Below are 17,843 nucleotides of genomic sequence, written 5' to 3' on the forward strand. Positions count from 1 at the left end.
TCAGGTCCCCGACGCAGCCGGGGGTGCGCCGTCGGCCGGCGGGTTCGCGTCGGCGGCGGCGAGCACGTCGGCGAAGCCGGCCACGACCTCGCCGGCCGCCCGCTGGGCCTGCGACGTCGTGGGTCCGGGCCCGTCGACGAACAGCGTCCGGCGGTAGTAGGCGAGCTCCCGGATCGACTCGACGATGTCGGCCAGCGCCCGGTGCGCCAGGCCCTTGGGCGGCTGGGCGAAGTAGACCCGCGGGAACCAGCGGCGGGCCAGCTCCTTGACCGAGCTGACGTCGACCATCCGGTAGTGCAGGTGGTCGTCGAGCTCGGGCATGTCGCGGGCGAGGAAGCCGCGGTCGGTGCCGATCGAGTTGCCGCACAGGGGAGCGGTGCGCCGCTCGGGCACCCACCGCTTGACGTAGGCGAGCACCTGCTGCTCGGCCTCGGCCACGGTGAGCGTCGAGGCGCGGACCGCCTCGGTCAGCCCGGACTTGGCGTGCATCTCGGTGACGACGTCGACCATGCCGTCGAGGTCGGCGTCGTCGGCGGAGATCACCAGGTCCAGGCCGGGGTCGAGGACGCGCAGCTCGGAGTCGGTCACGACGACGGCGACCTCGATCAGCTTGTCCCGGGTGAGGTCGAGTCCGGTCATCTCGCAGTCGATCCAGACCAGGTGCCCGCCAGCGTCCGCCACGTCCGAGGACCCTACGTCCCGCCCGTCCCGCTCGCCTCGCGTGTCCGCTCACTACCGCACCCGCCACACCGGCGCCACTCAGGGGGTCGGTTTCCGGCGCGGTGGCCGTTAGTGTCGGGCCATCCCGCCCCGCAGCCCTGGGAGTCCCCCCGTGCCCCACCCCGCCGCCCCTGCCGCGCGCGCCCGAGTGGTGCCGCCGGCGCCGGGCTCGCTGGCCGCCGGGCTCCGGCACCCCGTCGCGCTGGTGCGCTGGCTGTGGCTCGCCTACATGACGCCGGGCCGCCCCGGGCGCCCCACTCCGCAGACCGAGCTGCGCTGGATCTACACCGCGTGGCTCGGGGCCTTCCTGCTCAAGATGCTGGGCTCGTCGTGGGACGTCTCCTGGCACTTCCGCTGGCTGCGCGACGACCTGGCGCCCCCGCACCTGCTCAACTCCGCGGGCACCGCGGTCGTCATCGCGCTGGTGGTCTTCCACAGCTACAGCGGCTACGGCGTCGACCGCCGCGCGCTGCGGCTGATGCAGTGGGGGATCGGCACCTTCCTCGTCGCCATCCCGATCGACATCCTCAACCACCGGATCAACGGGCTCGACATCACCAGCTGGAGCCCCAGCCACGCGCTGCTCTACATCGGGACGGCGATCATGCTGGCCGGCGCGATCCGCGGCTGGTGGCTGTACGCCGCGCCCGGCCGGGTCAAGGACCTGGTCTCGCTCGGCCTGTGGTTGTTCTTCGTCGAGAACGCCGTCTTCCCCAACCAGCACCAGGAGTACGGCGTCCTGTCGCTGCGCGCCTACGAGGCCGGGCAGACGACGGCCGAGCCGCAGCTGCTGGACTTCGCCGCCGCGCAGGGCCAGACCCCCACGATGTTCATGCTGCCGGTGCCCTCCTGGGTGCACCCCGCCTGGCTCCTCTGCGCCGGCCTGCTCTCCCTCGTCGTCGCGCGGAAGGTCGTCGGCCTGCGCTGGACCGCGACGGTCATCGCCGGCACGTACCTGGCCTACCGCGCGCTCATGTGGGCCGGGCTGGTCGGCCTCGGCTTCCCGCCGTCGGTGCTGCCGCTGGTCCTGCTGGTCGGCGCGGTCTGCGTCGACCTGGCGGTCTCCCACCGGCTGCCCGGCTGGAGCGCCGCCCCGGCGACCGCCGCCCTGGTCTACGCCGCCGGGTGGCTGCAGGACGCCGCGGGCCAGCTGCCGCCGTGGAACTGGTCGTGGTGGTCGATCGTGCTGGTCGTCGCCGCGTTCACCGTGCTCTGGACCGCGGTCGACCTGGTCGCCCGCAGCACCTGGTTCGCCGGCTGGCGCCGTCCGGCCGAGCCCGGCGGTGCGGCCGAGGCCGTCCTCGCCGGTTCTCCGGACGACGGCGGCGCGTCGTCCCGCTGAGGTGGGGGACCGGCCCGTCACCTGACGTAACGTCGGCCGCGGCCGTCCGCCCGGGCTCCGCTCCCGGGACCCGCCGTGCGCCCCGCCGTGCACACCGCACCCCCCTGCACCCGACCCGCCCCCGGAGGATCACGTGCTGGCCCTGACCCCCGCGCCGCCGCAGACGGCGGGGGAGCGCGCGCTCTTCGCCGAGCTGACCCGCTGGGACCGCGGTGGCGCGGTCCGGGGCGCCGTCGTCGCGTCGATCCCCGTGGTCGACGGGCCGATGGAGCGGCGCATCTCCGACGCGGTCCTGTTCGTGCCCGAGGGCCTCGCCGTGGTGCGGGTGGCCGAGGTCGTCCGGCAGGCCGGGGTGGTGACCGCGACCCCCGAGGGTTCCTGGACCATCGGCCCGGACGCCGGTCCCGGCGAGGTGCTGCAGTTGGCCGGCGGGGGCTCCTCGCCGCTCGACGGCCTGATGCGGGCCGGCATGGACGCCGCGGTACGGCTGCGCCGGGCCGGTCTGGAGCCCGGCCGCATCGCCCGGCTGACCGTGCTCGTCGGCGACCTCACCGGCCTGGTCCCCGCCGACGGTGACCTCGGCGAGGGCGACCAGGTGGCGCTGCTGGAGTCCCGTTCCCTGCTGCTGGGCATCTCCCGCGCCGCCCGCTACGCCGGGGTGGACAACCCGCGGCTGTGGACCACCGCCGACGTCCGCGCCGCGCTGACCGCGCTGGGCCTCGAGGGCCGCGGACCGTCGGTGGAGGAGCTCAACGGCGAGGGCTTCCCGTACTCGCCGTACGTGCTGCGCAAGCGCGAGCTGCTCGCGCCGGCGGCGATGGCCGCCTCGGCCGGTGGGACGGCCCCGGCGGCCGCGCCCGTCCCCGCGCCGATGCCGGCGCCGATGCCGCCGTCCATCCCGGTCCACCGCGTCGCCTCGGCCCCTGCCGGGCCGCTGGTCGACCCCCTCGCGGCCGCCGCCGTCGCCGTCGCCGCGATCCGCGCCGACGAGGAGGCCGCCGCCCGCGCGGCCGCCGCCCCGGTTCCCCGGCCGGCCCCGTCTCCCGCGCCGGTGGTCCCGCCGCCGGCGCACCCGGCCACCGCCCGCTTCGCCGCGCCCGCCGAGCAGTCCGGTGGCGGCGCGCAGTTCGGTGGCGGCGTGCAGTCCGGGGGCGGCGTGCAGGCCGCCGTCCAGGAGGCGCCCGCAGACGAGACCGGCGGCATCGGCGGCCTGTTCGGCAGCGGCGACACCGACGCCGGGCACGACGCGCCGCCGTCCGTACCCGCCGTCGCCCAGCCCGCCGTCGCCCAGCCCGCCGTCGCCCAGCCCGCCGTCGCCCAGCCCGCCGTCGCCCAGCCGGGCCCCGTCCCGCCGCTGCCGCCGGTGCCGCTGGTCGGCCCGCGCCGCCGCTCCCCGGCCGCCCGCCGCCGGCTGGTGCTGCTCGCCGCGGCCGTGCTGGCGCTCGTGGTCGTCGCGGTGGTCGCCGTCGCGAGCCTCACCGGCGGGGGCGACGACGCGTCGGCCGCCGCGCCGACGAGCGCCCCGACGACGTCGGCGGCGCCGCAGCCGGTGGGCCCGCAGCCCGGCGACCGCACCGTCCTCGACGGCCGCGCCTTCACCCTGCAGCGGGTGCAGGTGGACGACACCTGCGTCGGCAACTCCTACGGCGACGTCGCCGACTTCTTCGAGCGCACCGACTGCACCGGCCTGGCGCGGGCGCTGTGGTCCACCGACGTCGACGGCCGCACCGTCGTCGTCGCGGTCTCCTCCGTGGAGATGGGCGACCCCGCCGGTGCGCGGGACCTGCGCGACCTGACCGACCGCAACGGCAGCGGCAACGTCAGCGACCTGCTGCGCGAGGGCGTCACCTATCCCGGCGCGCCGGGCGGGCTGTCGGGGGCGGAGTACGCCAGCGGCACGCAGGGGCCGCTGGTCACGGTCGTGGAGACCGCCTGGGTCGCGCCCGGCGAGGACGGCACCGCAGACCTCGACCTGGTCGCCGGCAGCGGCCTGAGCCTGCCGATGCCCGACCCCAGCGCCGGCTGACGAGCGCCATCAGCGCCACGAAGGCGCCTCAGGCGGTGGCGGCGGCCTCGGCCATCGCGGCGAGCAGCGCGGCCATCCGTTCCCTGGGCAGCCGCCCGGCGCTGTGCGGCGTGGAGTTGACCAGCCCGAAGACGGCGTGGGCGCGGGCCCGGCTGGCGTCGGTGCCCTCCTCCGGGCGCAGCCGGGCCAGCACGTCGACCCAGACCTCGACGTAGCGGCGCTGCAACCGGCGCACCGCCGCGGCGTCACCGGCCGGCAGCGAGCCGAGGTCGCGGTCCTGGACGGTGATCAGCGCGGGGTTGTCCAGCGCGAAGTCGACCTGGAAGGCCACGAGGGCGCGCAGCTGCGCGGCGGGGTCGGGACCGGCGGCGGCCACGCGCTCGCGCGCGCCGGCCAGCAGCCGCTGGCTGATGGCCTCGAGCATCTCGGCCAGCATCGCGTCCTTGCTGGCGAAGTGGCGGTAGATGGCCGGGCCGGTCACGCCGACCGCCGCACCCACGTCGTCGACGCCGACCGCCCGGGCGCCGCGCTCGGCGAACAGCTGGGCGGCCGCACGCAGGATCTGCTCCCGCCGGGAGGGCCGTGCGGCGTCGGCCGACAGCGCCGAGTCGGACTGTCGGGCGGTCACGCCGCGGATGCTAGCCGTCGCCGTCCGGGCTCCCGGCGGCCACTGGACCGCGATGTGAACCGCCGTTAACATCGGTCGCAGCGGCCGGCCGACCGGTACGGCCGCACGGGCGGGCTCCGGGGCGAACCCACCGGGGCCCGGAGCGCCAGGGGGCACACCGTGCTGGACTACCGGCTCGACGACGAGACCGAGACCCTGCGGAAGACCGTCCGCGAGTTCGCGCTCGAGGTCGTGGCACCACAGATCGGCGGCTTCTACGAGCGCGAGGAGTTCCCCACCGCGATCGTGCGGCAGATGGGTGACCTCGGGCTGTTCGGCCTGCCCTTCCCCGAGGAGTACGGCGGCGCGGGCGGGACCTACTTCGACCTCTGCGTGGCCATCGAGGAGCTGGCCCGGGTGGACAGCTCGGTGGCCATCACCCTCGAGGCCGGCGTCTCGCTGGGCGCCATGCCGATCCACCGGTTCGGCTCGGAGGAGCAGAAGCAGCGGTGGCTGCCGCGGCTGTGCTCCGGCGAGGCACTGGCCGCCTTCGGCCTCACCGAGCCCGGCGGCGGCTCCGACGCCGGCGCGACCCGCACCACCGCGCGCCTCGAGGACGGGCACTGGGTGGTCAACGGCTCCAAGGCGTTCATCACCAACTCCGGCACCGACCTCACCGAGCTGGTCACCGTCACCGCCGTCACCGGCACCCGCGCCGACGGCGGCAAGGAGATCTCCGCCATCGCCGTCCCGTCCGGGACGCCGGGCATGACCGTCGGCCCGCGGTACTCGAAGGTCGGCTGGAACGCCTCGGACACCCGCGAGCTGTCCTTCGCCGACTGCCGGGTGCCGGAGGAGAGCCTGGTCGGGCAGCGCGGCCGCGGCTACGCGCAGTTCCTCTCCATCCTCGACGAGGGGCGGATCGCGATCTCCGCGCTCGCCGTCGGCCTGGCGCAGGGCTGCGTGGACGAGTCGGTGCGCTACGCCGGCACCCGCGAGGCCTTCGGGCGCCCGATCGGCCGCAACCAGGCCGTCCAGTTCATGATCGCCGACATGGAGGTGCGGGCCGCCACCGCGCGGCTGGCCTACTACCGGGCGGCGGAGAAGATGCTGCGCGGCGAGCCGTTCCGCCGCGAGGCGTCCATCGCCAAGCTCTACAGCTCCGAGGTGGCGATGGACAACGCCCGTGCCGCCACCCAGGTGCACGGCGGGTACGGCTTCATGAACGAGACGCCGGTCGGCCGCTTCTACCGCGACGCCAAGATCCTGGAGATCGGCGAGGGCACCAGCGAGGTGCAGCGCATGCTGATCGCCAAGGACCTCGGCGTCGGCTGATCGGCCCTCGTAGCGCTGAGGGCCGGTCAGGCGGTGACGTCGACGAGCACCTTGCCGACGGCGCCCTCCTGGACGGCCCGGTGGGCCTGCCCGGTCTCGGCCAGCGGGTACACGTGCAGCGGCAGCCCCGCCTCCTCGCCCACCCGCAGGGCGCCGTCGAGGAGCGCGGCGTCCACGTCCTCGACGCCGATGACCTTGGCCCGCTCGGGCTGGGTGTAGACGAGGACGAAGTTCCAGCGCGCGTTGGGTCCCATCTGCGCGCGCACCGGGATGGTCACCTCCGCGCCGCCGTCGTCGGCGTACATCGCGACGGCGCCGTGCATGCCGACCACCTGCGCGTCGACGGCGGCGTTCCGGGCGGCGGACACCTCCACGACCACGTCGACGCCCTTCGGCGCCACCTTGCGCACCTCGGCGACGACGTCCTGCTGCCGGTAGTCGACGACGTGCGAGGCGCCGGCGGCCGCGGCCAGCTGCCCCTTGCGCGGGCTGCTCACCGTGGCGATGACCGTGGCGTCGGCCCAGCGCGCCAGCTGGATCGCGGCGTTGCCCACCGCGCCGGCGCCGCCCTGCACGAGCACCGTGTGCCCGGTCAGCGAGCCGGGGCCCATCCGGTCGGGCACGGACTCGCCGAGGGTCAGGCAGCGGTGCGCGGTGAGGAACGGGATGCCGAGGGCGGCGCCGAGCTCGAACGAGGGGTCCGGCCCCATCGGCACCGCCTGGCGCGCCGGGACGACGGTGTACTCCGCCGCCGTGCCCCAGGGCCGCTGCCAGGCCGCCTCCCAGACCCAGACCCGCTCGCCGCGGATCGCCGGGTCGACGCCCTGCCCGACCGCCTCGACCGTGCCGGCACCGTCCTGGCCGGGCACCTGACCGTCGGGACCGGGCTGCGCCGTCCTGCGCGACTTCCAGTCGGTCGGGTTGACGCCGGCCAGCGCGAGCCGGACGAGGACCTCCCCGGGGCCGGGCTCGGGGACGGGGCGGTCGGTCAGCTGCAGGACCTCGGGGCCGCCGGGCCGGGTGTAGGTGATGGCACGCACGCCGCGCCCCTACCCGGACGGCGGGACCATCGCGCACGGCGCTGTTCCGGATCATGCGGAGCACTCCGCCGTCCTCGGCCGACCGTGCTGCTCGACGGTGCGCTCCCCCAGGGTGGCCGACGACGTGCGGCGGCACCGCCTCGACGGCGGCGTGTACGGCTACCAGCGCACCGCCGGTCCGGGGGTCACCACCGGGAGCGGTTTCCGGGTGCCGCAGACCCGCGGGGTGCGCCTGCACCACGTGGCCACCGTCCACCTCGACGGCCTCGGCGCCATCCGGCACGCGGTGGACGACGTGGGCACCCAGGCCGACCCGACCGACCAGGGGACGCCGCAGTACGTCGTCGACCTCCCGGCGGCGTGACGCGGTAGCGGGCCCGGTGGGCCGCGGCGGGAGTACCGCCGCGGCCCACCGCTCGCGTCGTCGGGCCGGTCAGGGGAGGGGGCGCTCGAAGGTCACGAGGACGCCCTCCACCCCGCCGGGTCCGACGCGGCCCTTCACCTCGACGGAGGTGATCGCCTTGAGCTGCCAGCCCTCCCGGGCGTGCGAGTTCAGCACCTTCTCGAGCTTGCTGCCGGACATCTTGCCGCCGATCATGCCCTCGCGGATCTCCTCGACCTTGTACTCGTAGCGCCCGGCCATCGACTGCTCCCCTCGCCGCTGCTCGAAGGGCCAGCCTGTCCGTCCGGGCAACCGGTGTCCACGAGGTGGTGCGCTGCGGCTGAGGCGGTGCCGCGCCGGCCGGCCGGGTGGGACCTCACCAGTGCCCGAGGCCCGCCTCCCGAGCCCGCTGCTCGACCGTCCGCACGGCGGTGCGCAGGTCCTCGAGGTGGCGCTGCACCGCCGTCGGCAGGGAGAGGGCCTGCCGGCGCCACGTCAGGTTGATGCACCCGACGACCCGGCCGTCGACCCGCACGGGCATCGCGATCGACTCCCGGCCGTCGTCGACCTCCGACCGCGGCCGGTCGTGGTCCCCGCCGAAGTCGGGTGCCCGGACGCCGTACCCGCGCCGCCGCGTGGCCTCGATCATCCGGCGGACCGCGGCGTCGTCCCGCGCCAGCCGGTAGGCGGGGTCCTTCCTGAGGCGCAGCCGCGCGAGCACCGCCTCCAGTTCCTGGTCGGGGCAGAAGGCCAGGTAGGCCCGTCCGGACGCCGAGCCGAGCATGTTCACCCGGAACCCGTGCGGCCGCTGGGGGAGGGCGTCGAAGTAGGTCCGTGAGCTGTTGGTCTCGAGCGTCTCCATGTGGTCCAGCCGCGGGACGGAGACGACCGAGGGCCACTGCAGCCGCCGGGACAGCTCGCCGAGGACCGGCGAGGCGATCTCGACCAGCCACTCGCCGTCGTCGGTCTCCCGGCGGCTGCGCAGGGTGTGGCTCGGCAGGAAGGCGCCGTCCACCATCCGCTGCCAGACCAGGCCGTGCTCGTGGGCGGTGACGAGGATCCGCGTGAGGGTCGCCTTGGGGATGCCGGTGGCCAGGTGGAGGTCGTGCAGGCTCGCCGCCCGCACCTCCTGCAGCACGCGGAGGACCTCCAGCCCGCGGGCCAGCGAGTCGATGGTCTTGACCCGGTACTCCCGCACAGCTGCCTCCACCTGCGTCTTCGCACTGGGTGAAATGGACGGGGAGGAGTGTTGCCCGTCACACTCCGGCTGCGCCACTGTCTGCCCATGGCCTCGTCCGCGGCGGACACCGCTGCCTCCCCGGGAGTGCGGGAGGGCGACCTGCTCCGGGTCCCGGCGCCGGAGCAGGCGGAGCGGACGCGGGTGGCCGGGTTCACGCGCTTCGCCGAGGCCCGCACCGGCCGGTCGTTCCCGGACTACGCCGCCCTCTGGTCGTGGTCGACCACGGAACTCGAGGACTTCTGGCAGGCGGTCTGGGACTTCTTCGAGATCCGCTCGTCGGCACCGCACACCGCCGTCCTGGAGAGCCGGGAGATGCCCGGCGCCCGGTGGTTCCCCGGCGCCCGGCTGAACTTCGCCGAGCACGTGCTCGCCCAGGAACGCCCCGGTGAGCCGGCGCTGCTCGCGGTCGGCGAGACCACGCCCCTGCGCGAGGTTCCGTGGGAGGAGTTCACCCGGCAGGTCCGCGCCGTCGCCACGCACCTGCGCGCCGTCGGCGTCAGGCCGGGGGACCGGGTCGTCGCCTACCTGCCGAACGTGCCCGAGGCCGTCGTCGCGATGGTGGCGGCGGCGAGCGTCGGCGCCGTCTGGGCCAGCTGCTCACCGGACTTCGGGGCGCGGGGCGCGCTGGACCGGCTGGGCCAGCTGGAGCCGACGGTCCTCGTCGCCGCGGACGGCTACCGGTACGGCGGCCGGGACTTCGACCGCCGGGGCGAGGTCGCCGAGCTGGTGGCCGGGCTGCCGGGCCTGCGCGAGGTCGTACGGGTCCCGGTCCTCGGGCTGGAGGCACCCGGCACCTCGTGGGACGAGGTGCTGGCCGGCCCTCCCGTGGCGGCCGCGGAGTTCGTCTGCGAGCAGGTGCCCTTCGACCACCCGCTGTGGGTGCTCTTCTCCTCCGGCACGACCGGGCTGCCCAAGGCGATCGTGCACGGGCACGGCGGGATCCTGCTCGAGCAGCTGAAGCTCCAGGCGTTCCACCTGGACCTGCGTGCCGGCGACCGCGCGTTCTTCTTCACCACCACCGGCTGGATGATGTGGAACTTCTGCGTCAGCATGCTGCTGCAGGGGACCGTCCCGGTGCTCTACGACGGCAACCCGTCGCATCCCGACGTCGACGTCCTCTGGCGCACCGCACAGGACAGCCGCTCCCGCCTGTTCGGGGCGAGCCCCACGTTCGTGGAGCTGATGCAGAAGGCCGGCGTCGTGCCGCGGGAGCGGTTCGACCTGTCCGCGCTGGAGATCGTGATGCCGGCCGGCTCCCCGGTGTCCCCGGCCGTCACGAAGTGGTTCTACGACGCGGTCGGGCCCGACCTCTGGATCGCCACCGGGAGCGGCGGCACCGACTGCTGCACCGGCTTCGTCGGCGGCGTGCCGACGCTGCCCGTCCGGGCCGGGGAGATCCAGGCCCGCTCGCTGGGGGTGGCGGCCGAGGCGTGGGACGACGCGGGACACCCCGTCGTCGGCCGGGTGGGCGAGCTGGTGATCACCGCACCCATGCCGTCGATGCCGCTGTTCTTCTGGGGTGACGCCGACGGCAGCCGCTACCGCGCCAGCTACTTCGAGACCTTCCCCGGGGTGTGGCGGCACGGGGACTTCTTCGAGGTCAACGAGCGCGGTGGCTGCTTCGTGCGCGGGCGGTCCGACGCGGTGCTCAACCGGCAGGGCGTGCGGATCGGCACCGCGGAGATCTACCGCGTGGTCGAGGACGACCCCGCCGTCCTCGCCGCGCTGGTCGTCGACCTCGGCCGCCCCGGCGGCTCCTCCATGCCGCTGTTCGTCTCGCTGGTCCCCGGCGCGGAGCTGGACGAGGAGCTGGCGGGGCGGCTGCGCCGGAGGCTGCGCGAGGAGTACACGCCGCGGCACGTGCCCGACGCGATCGTCGCCGTGCGGGCCGTCCCGCTGACCCGCAGCGGCAAGAAGATGGAGATCCCGGTCCGCCGGCTGCTCCTGGGCGCCGACCCCTCCCTCGTCGCCGACCCCGACGCCATGGCCGACCCCACCGCCCTGGACGACTTCGTCGAGTACGCCCGCACCCAGCGCGACCACCCGCTGCGCTGACCACCCTCACAGTCGAGGAGCACGCGATGCCCGAGCGCTCGTTCCCCCTGCCGTCCGAGATCGAGGCCGTCCCCGGCGCCGAGGGCTGGGAGGCGATGTACCCCTACTTCTCCCGGTTCCAGCCCGAGGACGACCAGCGCTTCTGGTTCTACAACTCGATGCACTTCCCGGAGGTGGTCCCGGCCTTCGACGGCATCACCTCCGAGGTCCCGTACACCGCGATCGGCGCCAACACCGCCCGCCTGTTCTCCTTCCCGACGACCATGGGGATCGAGTACCGCATCCTCAACGGGCGGGTCTACATCACCGCCAACCCGGTGCTCGACGAGGCGGAGCAGGGCCGGCGGTTCGTGCACTTCCAGGAGCGGGCCGGGCACTACTACGGCAACTGGGACCGGATCTACGGCGAGTGGCAGCAGCGCATCGAGGCGCTGATCGCCGAGATCGAGGCCGTCGAGGTGCCCGTGCTCGGCGAGCTCGACCCCCTGGAGGTGGTCACGGGTGGCCGCGGGTTCGCCTCCAACCACCAGGTCCGCGAGAACTTCCACCGCTGCATCGACCTCTACTCGAAGATGTGGCACCACCACACCGAACTCCTGATGCTCGGGTACGGCGCCTACGTCGTCTTCTTCGAGTTCTGCAAGCAGGCGTTCCCGGAGATGGGCGACCAGATGGTGGCCCGCATGGTGGCCGGCATGGACGTCACCATGTACCGGCCCGACGACGAGCTGAAGGAGCTGGCCGCGCTCGCCGTGGAGCTCGACCTCGCCGACCTGTTCGTGGAGGGCGCGGAGCCGGCGAAGGTGCTGGCGGCCCTGGGTGAGCGGGGGAACAGCGGTGCCCGCTGGCTGGCCGCGCTGGAGGCGGCCAAGGACCCGTGGTTCAACGTCTCGGTCGGCGACGGCTTCTACCACCACCACCTGTCCTGGGCCGACGACCTGACCGTGCCCTTCGCCGCCCTGCCGCGCTACGTCGAGCAGGTCGCGGCCGGTGAGGACCTCACCCGCCCGACCGAGCGCCTGGCCGAGGAGCGCGACCGGATCGCCGCCGAGTACCGGGCACTGCTGGACTCCGAGGACGAGGAGGCCGCCTTCGACCAGATGCTCGGCCTGTGCCGGCAGGTGTTCCCCTACATCGAGTCGCACAAGTTCTACTGCGAGCACTGGTTCACGACCCGCTTCTTCCAGAAGATCCGGGCCTTCGGGGCGTTGCTGGCCGAGCGTGGCGTGCTGCTGGCGGCCGACGACGTCTTCCACCTGCGGCACGTGGAGGTCGAGGACGCCCTCGCCGACGTCATGCTGGCCTGGGCCTCGGGCGGGACCGAGCTCGGCGCCCGGCACTGGCAGCCGATCGTCGCCGAGCGCAAGCGGATCGTCGAGGCGCTGTCGGGCTGGTCGGCGCCACCTGCGCTGGGTGCCGTCCCCGAGGCGCTGAACGACCCGGCGGTGAAGATGCTCTGGGGGATCACCCAGGAGACCGTCGAGACCTGGCTCGGCGGTGCGGACGACGACTCCACCGTGCGCGGCTACGCGGCCTCACCCGGTGTGGTCGAGGGCATCGCGCGGGTGCTGCTCAACGTCAACGACATCGGCCAGATCCGCGAGGGCGAGGTGCTCGTCTGCCCGGTGACCGCGCCCAGCTGGGGCCCGGTGTTCGGCAAGATCGCCGCGGCCGTCTCCGACATCGGCGGCACGATGTCCCACGCGGCGATCGTGGCCCGCGAGTACGGCATGCCGGCCGTCGTCGGCACCGGCATGGCCACCGCCCGGATCCGGACCGGGGACCGCGTCCGGGTCGACGGCGACCGCGGTGTCGTCACCGTGCTGAGCTGATGGGGACGCTCGTGGCCACCCGCTCCGTCCTGCACCTGCGCGACGTCGGCCTGGACGACGTCCCGACCGTCGGCGGGAAGGGGGCCGGCCTCGGCGAGCTGCTGCGCGCCGGCATCCGCGTGCCGACCGGTGTCGTCGTGACGACGGCGGCCTTCCGGCGGACCGTCGAGCACCTCACCTCCGCCGGCGCACCGATCCCCGCCCGGGTGGCCGCCCTCGACCCCGCCGACGCCGAGGGGCTCGCCGCCGCCACCGCGGAGGTCCGCGCGGTGCTGGAGTCCGCGCCCCCGCCCGACGAGGTGGCCGAGGCGCTCACCGCGGCGTACGCGGCGCTCTGCGAGGAGTGCGGGGACCCCGACCTGCCGGTCGCCGTCCGGTCGAGCGCGACCAGCGAGGACAGCGCCGAGGCCAGCTTCGCGGGGCTGCAGGACACCTACCTGTGGGTGCGCGGGGCCGACTCGGTGCTCGCGCACGTGCGCCGCTGCTGGGCGAGCCTCTACAGCGTCGAGTCGGTCACCTACCGGCTGCGCCGCGGCATCCCCGAGACCGACCTCGGGATGGCCGTCGTCGTCCAGCGGATGGTCGACGCCCGCAGCTCGGGCGTGCTGTTCACCCGCAGCCCGAGGACCGGCGACAGGTCGGTGGTCGCCATCGACGCCAGCTGGGGCCTGGGGTCGGCCGTGGTCGGCGGGGAGGTCACGCCCGACTCCTTCGTCGTCAGCAAGGTGACCGGGGAGATCCGGCGGACCGTGGCCACCAAGACCCGCTGGCACCGCCCCGATCCGTCCGGCCACGGCGTGGTCGAGGCCGACGTGCCGGCCGAGCTGCAGGACCGTCCCTCGATCTCCGACGCCGAGATCGCCGAGCTGGTGGCGATCGCACGGAGGGTCGAGGCGCACCACGGGTGCCCGCAGGACGTCGAGTGGGCCGTCGCGGAGACCCCGGCCGGCGGCGAGGTCTTCCTGCTGCAGAGCCGGCCGGAGACGGTGTGGGCGGAGAAGGACCGGGCGCGCACGGCGGCCCCGGCGCCGCGGCCGTTCGACCACGTGTTCAACGTGCTGGGCGGCAAGCGCTCGTCGGAGGGGTGAGCGAGGTGGAGCTGACCCCCGACGACGTCCGCGACGTCCTGCGGGTGCTCGACTCCAGCGGACTGGAGGAGCTGCACCTGGAGCTGGCCGACCTCACCCTCACCGTCCGCCGGGAGGGCGCTGCGGGCTGGACCGCCGAGCAGCACGTCCGGCGGGCACCCCGGGTGGAGCAGGCCGCCGCGCCAGCGGTCGCCGTCGAGGCCCCTGCTGCCGCCGCGGAGGTCGGCGAGGGGCTGGTGGCGGTGCACCCTCCGCTGCTGGGCACGTTCTACCGGGCACCGCAGCCCGGGGCCCCGCCGTTCGTGGACGTCGGCGACCGGGTCGACGCCGAGACCGTCGTCGGGATCGTGGAGACCATGAAGATGATGACGCCGGTGCACGCCGGCGTCCCGGGCACCGTCCTGGAGTTCCGGGTGGGCGACGGCGAGTTCGCCGCGGCCGACGCGGTGCTGCTCGTCGTGCGACCGGCCGCGGACGGTACTCCGGGATGACCGGCGCCAGGCGGATCCGCCGGCTGCTGATCGCCAACCGGGGTGAGATCGCCGCCCGGGTGGTCCGCACCTGCACACGGCTCGGCATCGAGTCCGTGCTGGCCGCCTCCGACGCCGACGTGGAGTCGCTGCCCGCGCGGCTGGCCGACCGCGTGGTCCGGCTCGGCCCCGCCGACGCGGGCCGCAGCTACCTCGACGTGGCGGCCGTCGTGCGGGTCGCGCAGGCGGTGGACGCGGATGCGGTGCACCCGGGCTACGGGTTCCTGTCGGAGAACCCGTCGCTGGCCCGTGCCTGTGCGGCGGCGGGGATCGTCTTCGTGGGGCCGACGCCGGAGTCGCTGGAGGCGGTGGGGGACAAGCTCACCGCCCGCTCGCACGCCGTGGCCGCGGGGCTGCCCGTCGTCCCCGGCGGGGAGGCCGCCGACCTCGCGGGGGCGCAGCAGGTGGCCGCCGAGCTGGGCTACCCGCTGCTCGTGAAGGCCGTCGGCGGGGGTGGTGGCCGCGGCATGAAGCTCGTCGCCGGGCCGGAGGACCTGGCCCACACCTTCGACCTCGCCGTCTCGGAGGCGGCTGCCGCGTTCGGCGACCCGCGGGTCTACGTCGAGCGCTTCGTGTCGTCGGGACGCCACGTCGAGGTGCAGGTCCTGGGGGACGGCTCGCGCGCCGTGGCGCTCGGGGACCGTGACTGCTCCGTCCAGCGGCGCTACCAGAAGCTGTTCGAGGAGGCGCCCGCGCCGCTGCTGCCGGACGCCCTGCGTGCGGAGATGGCGGCCGCCGCCCTCGCCCTCGCCGAGCACCTGCACTACCGCGGCCTGGGCACCGTCGAGCTGCTCGTCGACCGCGAGCGCGGCACCTTCTCCTTCCTGGAGATGAACGCCCGCATCCAGGTCGAGCACCCAGTCACCGAGATGGTCACCGGGCTGGACCTGGTCGCCGAGCAGCTCGCCGTCGCCGAGGGCCTGCCGCTGCGACTGCGGCAGGAGGACGTCGTCCTCACCGGGCACGCCGTGGAGTGCCGGATCAACGCCGAGGACTGGGCGCAGGGCTTCCGCCCCTCACCGGGCCGGATCGACCGGGTGGTGCTGCCGGTGGGGGAGGGCCTGCGGGTGGACACCCACGTGCAGGGCGGCTCCGTCGTCCCGCCCCACTACGACTCGCTGCTCGCCAAGCTGGTCGTGCACGGGACCGACCGGGACGACGCCCTCGCTCGGGCCCGGGCCGCCCTGGACCTGCTGCGGATCGAGGGCGTGACGACGACGGTGCCGGTGCACCGGGCCCTGCTGGCCGATCCGGGATTCGCCGCCGGGGGAGTGGACACGGCGTTCTTCGAACGGTTCCTGGACGGTCACCGGGTGGGGGCGCGCTGATGGCGGACGTGGAGCTGGTCGACGTGTCGCTACGCGACGGCAACCAGAGCCTCTGGGGCGCCACCGGCCTGCGGACGGCGCACGTCATCCAGGTGGCCCCGCTGATGGAGCGGGTCGGGTTCCGCGCTCTGGACTACAGCTCCAGCACGGCCATGGGCGTCGCCGTCCGCACCCACCGGGAGGACCCGTGGGAGCGGCTCCGGCTGACCAGGGCCGCGATGCCGACGACGAGGCTGCAGTTCATCGGCACCGGCTTCCGCTTCATCAGCTGGCAGAACTCGCACCCGGAGACCATGCAGCTGGTCTACGACCGGCTGGTCGCCAACGGGATCGACCGGGTCGTCGTCCTCGACCCGATGCACGACATGGACGCCGCTCGGGAGACCGCGCGCCGGCTCAAGCAGGCCGGCGTCGAGGAGGTGATCGGGGCCCTCGTCTTCTCGATCAGCGTGGTGCACGACGACGCCTTCTACGCCGACCTGGCGAGGCAGTTCGCGGTCCATCCCGACTTCGACCGCGTCTACGTGAAGGACCCCGCCGGGATCCTCACCGCCGAGCGGGCACGGACGCTGCTCCCGGCGATCGTCGGGCAGCTGGACGGCATGCCGCTGGAGCTCCACTCGCACGCGACCATCGGGCTCTCGCCGCTGACGTACTCGATCGCGCCGGAGCTGGGGGTCGAGGTCGTGCAGGTGGGCAGCGGGCCGCTGGGCAACGGCTCGTCGCTGCCCGAGGCGCGCCGGACGGTGGCCAACCTGCGGGAGATGGGCCACACGGTCGCCGTCGACGACCGCGCCCTGGGCCTGGTCTGCGACTTCCTGGACGGACTGGCCGTGGCGGAGGAGCTGCCGGCCGGGGGGCCGCAGGACTTCGACGCGGCGTTCCTGCACCACCAGATCGCCGGCGGCGTGATGACGACGACCCGGCGGCAGCTGCGCGAGATCGGGATGGAGCACCGGTTCGAGGCGCTGGTGGAGGAGGTCGGCACCGTCCGGGCGGAGCTGGGCCACCCGATCATGGTCACGCCGTTCCCGCAGATGGTGGTGTCCCAGGCGCTGTTCAACGTGATCGGCGAGCGCTACGCCACCGTGCCCGACCAGGTGATCCGGTACGTGCTGGGCAGCTTCGGTCGGCCGACCGCACCGATCGACCCGCAGGTGCACGACCGCATCCTCGACCGGCCCCGGGCCCGCGAGCTCGCGTCGGAGCCGCCACCGCCGACGCCCGCCGAACTGCGGAGACGGTTCCGGCGGGGGACCAGCGACGAGGAGTTGCTCCTGCGCGCGCACATGCCCGAGGACCAGGTCGACGCGATGCTCGCGGCGGGTCCGGCGCCGCGGCACTTCAACCCGTCGCTGGCACCCGTGCTGACGCTCCTGCGGGAACTCGGGTCGCGCACGTCCGTCCACGACCTCGCCGTCGCCACACCGGGCCTGCGGATGTCGGTCCGCCGGACCGCCGGAGGGGACCCCCGTGCCTGACCCCGCTGCCCTCGACCGGCTGCGGCAGGTGCGCGGCTTCGTCCTCGACATGGACGGCACGCTGGTGCTGGGCGACCGGGACAACCAGGGGCTGGTCCCGCTGCCCGGAGCGCTCGACCTCGTGCGGACGCTGCACGAGCTCTCCCTGCCGTTCTGCGTCTTCACCAACGGGACGGTGAAGACGCCGGGACGGTGCGCGGACGCCCTGCAGCGGACCGGCCTGCCGGTCGCCGCCGACGAAGTGCTGACGCCGGCCTCCACCGCGGTGGACGTGTTCACCGCGGCCGGCCACCGGCGGGTCATGGTGCTGGGCGGCCCGGGGATCACCGAGCCACTGGAGGCGGCGGGGATCGAGACGCTGCCGCCGGTCCCCGGGACGCGGTGCGACGCGGTGATGGCCGGCTGGTACCGGCAGGAGCTGACCTTCGAAGCGCTGGAGGCCGCCTGCTTCGCGGTCCTCGACGGGGCGGCGTTCTACAGCGCCTCGCAGTCGCTGTTCTTCGCGACGGCGGAGGGGCGGTCGCTCGGGACGTCGCGGGCCATCAGCGCCGTCGTCCGCGACGTCACCGGGTGTGAGGTGACCGTCGTCGGCAAGCCGTCGCCGGCCGCGCTGCAGACGGCGGCCCGGCGGCTGGACCTGGCCCCCGGGGAGCTGGCGGTGGTCGGCGACGACCCCGAGCTGGAGGTGCCGATGGCGCACGCCGGCGGCGCCCTCGCCGTGGCCGTGCACACGGGGATCGGGCACGCGGAGTCCTACACCGACCTGCCGGCCGACGTGCGCCCGCACCTGGACCTGCCGGACGTCGGCGTCCTGGCGGACCTGCTGCGCGGGTGAGG

At 74.7% G+C, this 17,843-nt stretch carries 16 protein-coding genes; 11 read left to right on the top strand and 5 right to left on the bottom strand.

The annotated features are described in order from the left end of the window. Complete coding sequence (gene orn / locus HLV61_RS01500; protein ID WP_369252257.1) at window positions 1–681, bottom strand: oligoribonuclease; 681 nt, start codon at window positions 679–681, stop codon at window positions 1–3. Window positions 682–832: 151 nt separating this feature from the next. Here orn and HLV61_RS01505 point away from each other — a divergent pair, with 151 nt between their 5' ends. Beyond that, entirely contained in the window at window positions 833–2,062 is a 1,230-nt protein-coding gene (locus HLV61_RS01505; protein WP_369252259.1) for a hypothetical protein, read from the top strand. A gap of 133 nt (window positions 2,063–2,195) precedes the next feature. Next, window positions 2,196–4,088, top strand: coding sequence for a hypothetical protein (locus HLV61_RS01510; RefSeq protein WP_369252261.1), 1,893 nt, complete (start codon window positions 2,196–2,198; stop codon window positions 4,086–4,088). A 28-nt stretch (window positions 4,089–4,116) separates the two neighbouring features. Here HLV61_RS01510 and HLV61_RS01515 read toward each other — a convergent pair whose 3' ends face one another. Then, entirely contained in the window at window positions 4,117–4,716 is a 600-nt protein-coding gene (locus HLV61_RS01515) for an SACE_7040 family transcriptional regulator (protein WP_369252263.1), read from the bottom strand. 159 nt (window positions 4,717–4,875) lie between these two features. Between HLV61_RS01515 and HLV61_RS01520 the strand changes: the two genes are divergently transcribed. After that, window positions 4,876–6,030 (top strand): acyl-CoA dehydrogenase family protein, encoded by a 1,155-nt coding sequence (locus tag HLV61_RS01520; RefSeq protein WP_369252265.1) that lies wholly within the window; start codon window positions 4,876–4,878, stop codon window positions 6,028–6,030. Between the two features lie 26 nt (window positions 6,031–6,056). Here HLV61_RS01520 and HLV61_RS01525 read toward each other — a convergent pair whose 3' ends face one another. Next, window positions 6,057–7,070, bottom strand: coding sequence for an NADPH:quinone reductase (locus HLV61_RS01525; RefSeq protein ID WP_369252269.1), 1,014 nt, complete (start codon window positions 7,068–7,070; stop codon window positions 6,057–6,059). A gap of 112 nt (window positions 7,071–7,182) precedes the next feature. Between HLV61_RS01525 and HLV61_RS01530 the strand changes: the two genes are divergently transcribed. Then, on the top strand, window positions 7,183–7,434 hold the full coding sequence (locus HLV61_RS01530; protein WP_369252271.1) for a hypothetical protein: 252 nt from the start codon (window positions 7,183–7,185) through the stop codon (window positions 7,432–7,434). Between the two features lie 69 nt (window positions 7,435–7,503). Here the strand turns inward: HLV61_RS01530 and HLV61_RS01535 are convergent, their stop codons facing one another. After that, complete coding sequence (locus HLV61_RS01535) at window positions 7,504–7,764, bottom strand: DUF4177 domain-containing protein (RefSeq protein ID WP_369252273.1); 261 nt, start codon at window positions 7,762–7,764, stop codon at window positions 7,504–7,506. Window positions 7,765–7,828: 64 nt separating this feature from the next. Continuing rightward, the gene (locus HLV61_RS01540) at window positions 7,829–8,650 is read right to left on the bottom strand and encodes a helix-turn-helix domain-containing protein (protein ID WP_369252275.1); all 822 of its coding nucleotides are present in this window, start codon (window positions 8,648–8,650) and stop codon (window positions 7,829–7,831) included. 87 nt (window positions 8,651–8,737) lie between these two features. Here HLV61_RS01540 and HLV61_RS01545 point away from each other — a divergent pair, with 87 nt between their 5' ends. Genes HLV61_RS01545 through HLV61_RS01575 form a run of 7 tightly spaced genes read left to right on the top strand, consistent with a single transcriptional unit; the run spans window position 8,738 to window position 17,841 of the window. Further along, window positions 8,738–10,747 carry an acetoacetate--CoA ligase gene (locus tag HLV61_RS01545; RefSeq protein WP_369252277.1) on the top strand — a complete coding sequence of 670 codons (2,010 nt, stop codon included), beginning with the start codon at window positions 8,738–8,740 and terminating at the stop codon, window positions 10,745–10,747. Between the two features lie 26 nt (window positions 10,748–10,773). Beyond that, window positions 10,774–12,579: a PEP-utilizing enzyme gene (locus tag HLV61_RS01550; protein WP_369252279.1), complete on the top strand. Its 1,806-nt coding sequence runs from the start codon at window positions 10,774–10,776 to the stop codon at window positions 12,577–12,579. After that, on the top strand, window positions 12,579–13,667 hold the full coding sequence (locus HLV61_RS01555) for a PEP/pyruvate-binding domain-containing protein (protein ID WP_369252281.1): 1,089 nt from the start codon (window positions 12,579–12,581) through the stop codon (window positions 13,665–13,667). The genes HLV61_RS01550 and HLV61_RS01555 overlap by 1 nt, the downstream gene beginning before the upstream one ends. Then, window positions 13,664–14,158, top strand: a complete 495-nt coding sequence (locus HLV61_RS01560; RefSeq protein ID WP_369252283.1) for an acetyl-CoA carboxylase biotin carboxyl carrier protein — start codon at window positions 13,664–13,666, stop codon at window positions 14,156–14,158. The genes HLV61_RS01555 and HLV61_RS01560 overlap by 4 nt, the downstream gene beginning before the upstream one ends. Beyond that, window positions 14,155–15,525, top strand: a complete 1,371-nt coding sequence (locus tag HLV61_RS01565; protein ID WP_369252285.1) for an acetyl-CoA carboxylase biotin carboxylase subunit — start codon at window positions 14,155–14,157, stop codon at window positions 15,523–15,525. Before HLV61_RS01560 ends, HLV61_RS01565 begins: the two co-directional genes overlap by 4 nt. Beyond that, window positions 15,525–17,006, top strand: coding sequence for a biotin carboxyl carrier protein (locus HLV61_RS01570; RefSeq protein WP_369252287.1), 1,482 nt, complete (start codon window positions 15,525–15,527; stop codon window positions 17,004–17,006). The genes HLV61_RS01565 and HLV61_RS01570 overlap by 1 nt, the downstream gene beginning before the upstream one ends. Further along, window positions 16,999–17,841 carry an HAD-IIA family hydrolase gene (locus HLV61_RS01575; RefSeq protein WP_369252289.1) on the top strand — a complete coding sequence of 281 codons (843 nt, stop codon included), beginning with the start codon at window positions 16,999–17,001 and terminating at the stop codon, window positions 17,839–17,841. The genes HLV61_RS01570 and HLV61_RS01575 overlap by 8 nt, the downstream gene beginning before the upstream one ends. Window positions 17,842–17,843 lie beyond the last annotated feature (2 nt).

Origin of the sequence: Geodermatophilus amargosae (genome assembly GCF_041028265.1) — a bacterium.
Taxonomy (GTDB): Bacteria; Actinomycetota; Actinomycetes; order Mycobacteriales; family Geodermatophilaceae; genus Geodermatophilus; species Geodermatophilus amargosae_A.

Coding starts and splice junctions, on each gene's coding strand:
- HLV61_RS01570 (WP_369252287.1), top strand. CDS start 15,525: ATGGCGGACGTGGAGCTGGTCGACGTGTCGCTACGCGACGGCAACCAG.
- HLV61_RS01550 (WP_369252279.1), top strand. CDS start 10,774: ATGCCCGAGCGCTCGTTCCCCCTGCCGTCCGAGATCGAGGCCGTCCCC.
- HLV61_RS01555 (WP_369252281.1), top strand. CDS start 12,579: ATGGGGACGCTCGTGGCCACCCGCTCCGTCCTGCACCTGCGCGACGTC.
- HLV61_RS01565 (WP_369252285.1), top strand. CDS start 14,155: ATGACCGGCGCCAGGCGGATCCGCCGGCTGCTGATCGCCAACCGGGGT.
- HLV61_RS01545 (WP_369252277.1), top strand. CDS start 8,738: ATGGCCTCGTCCGCGGCGGACACCGCTGCCTCCCCGGGAGTGCGGGAG.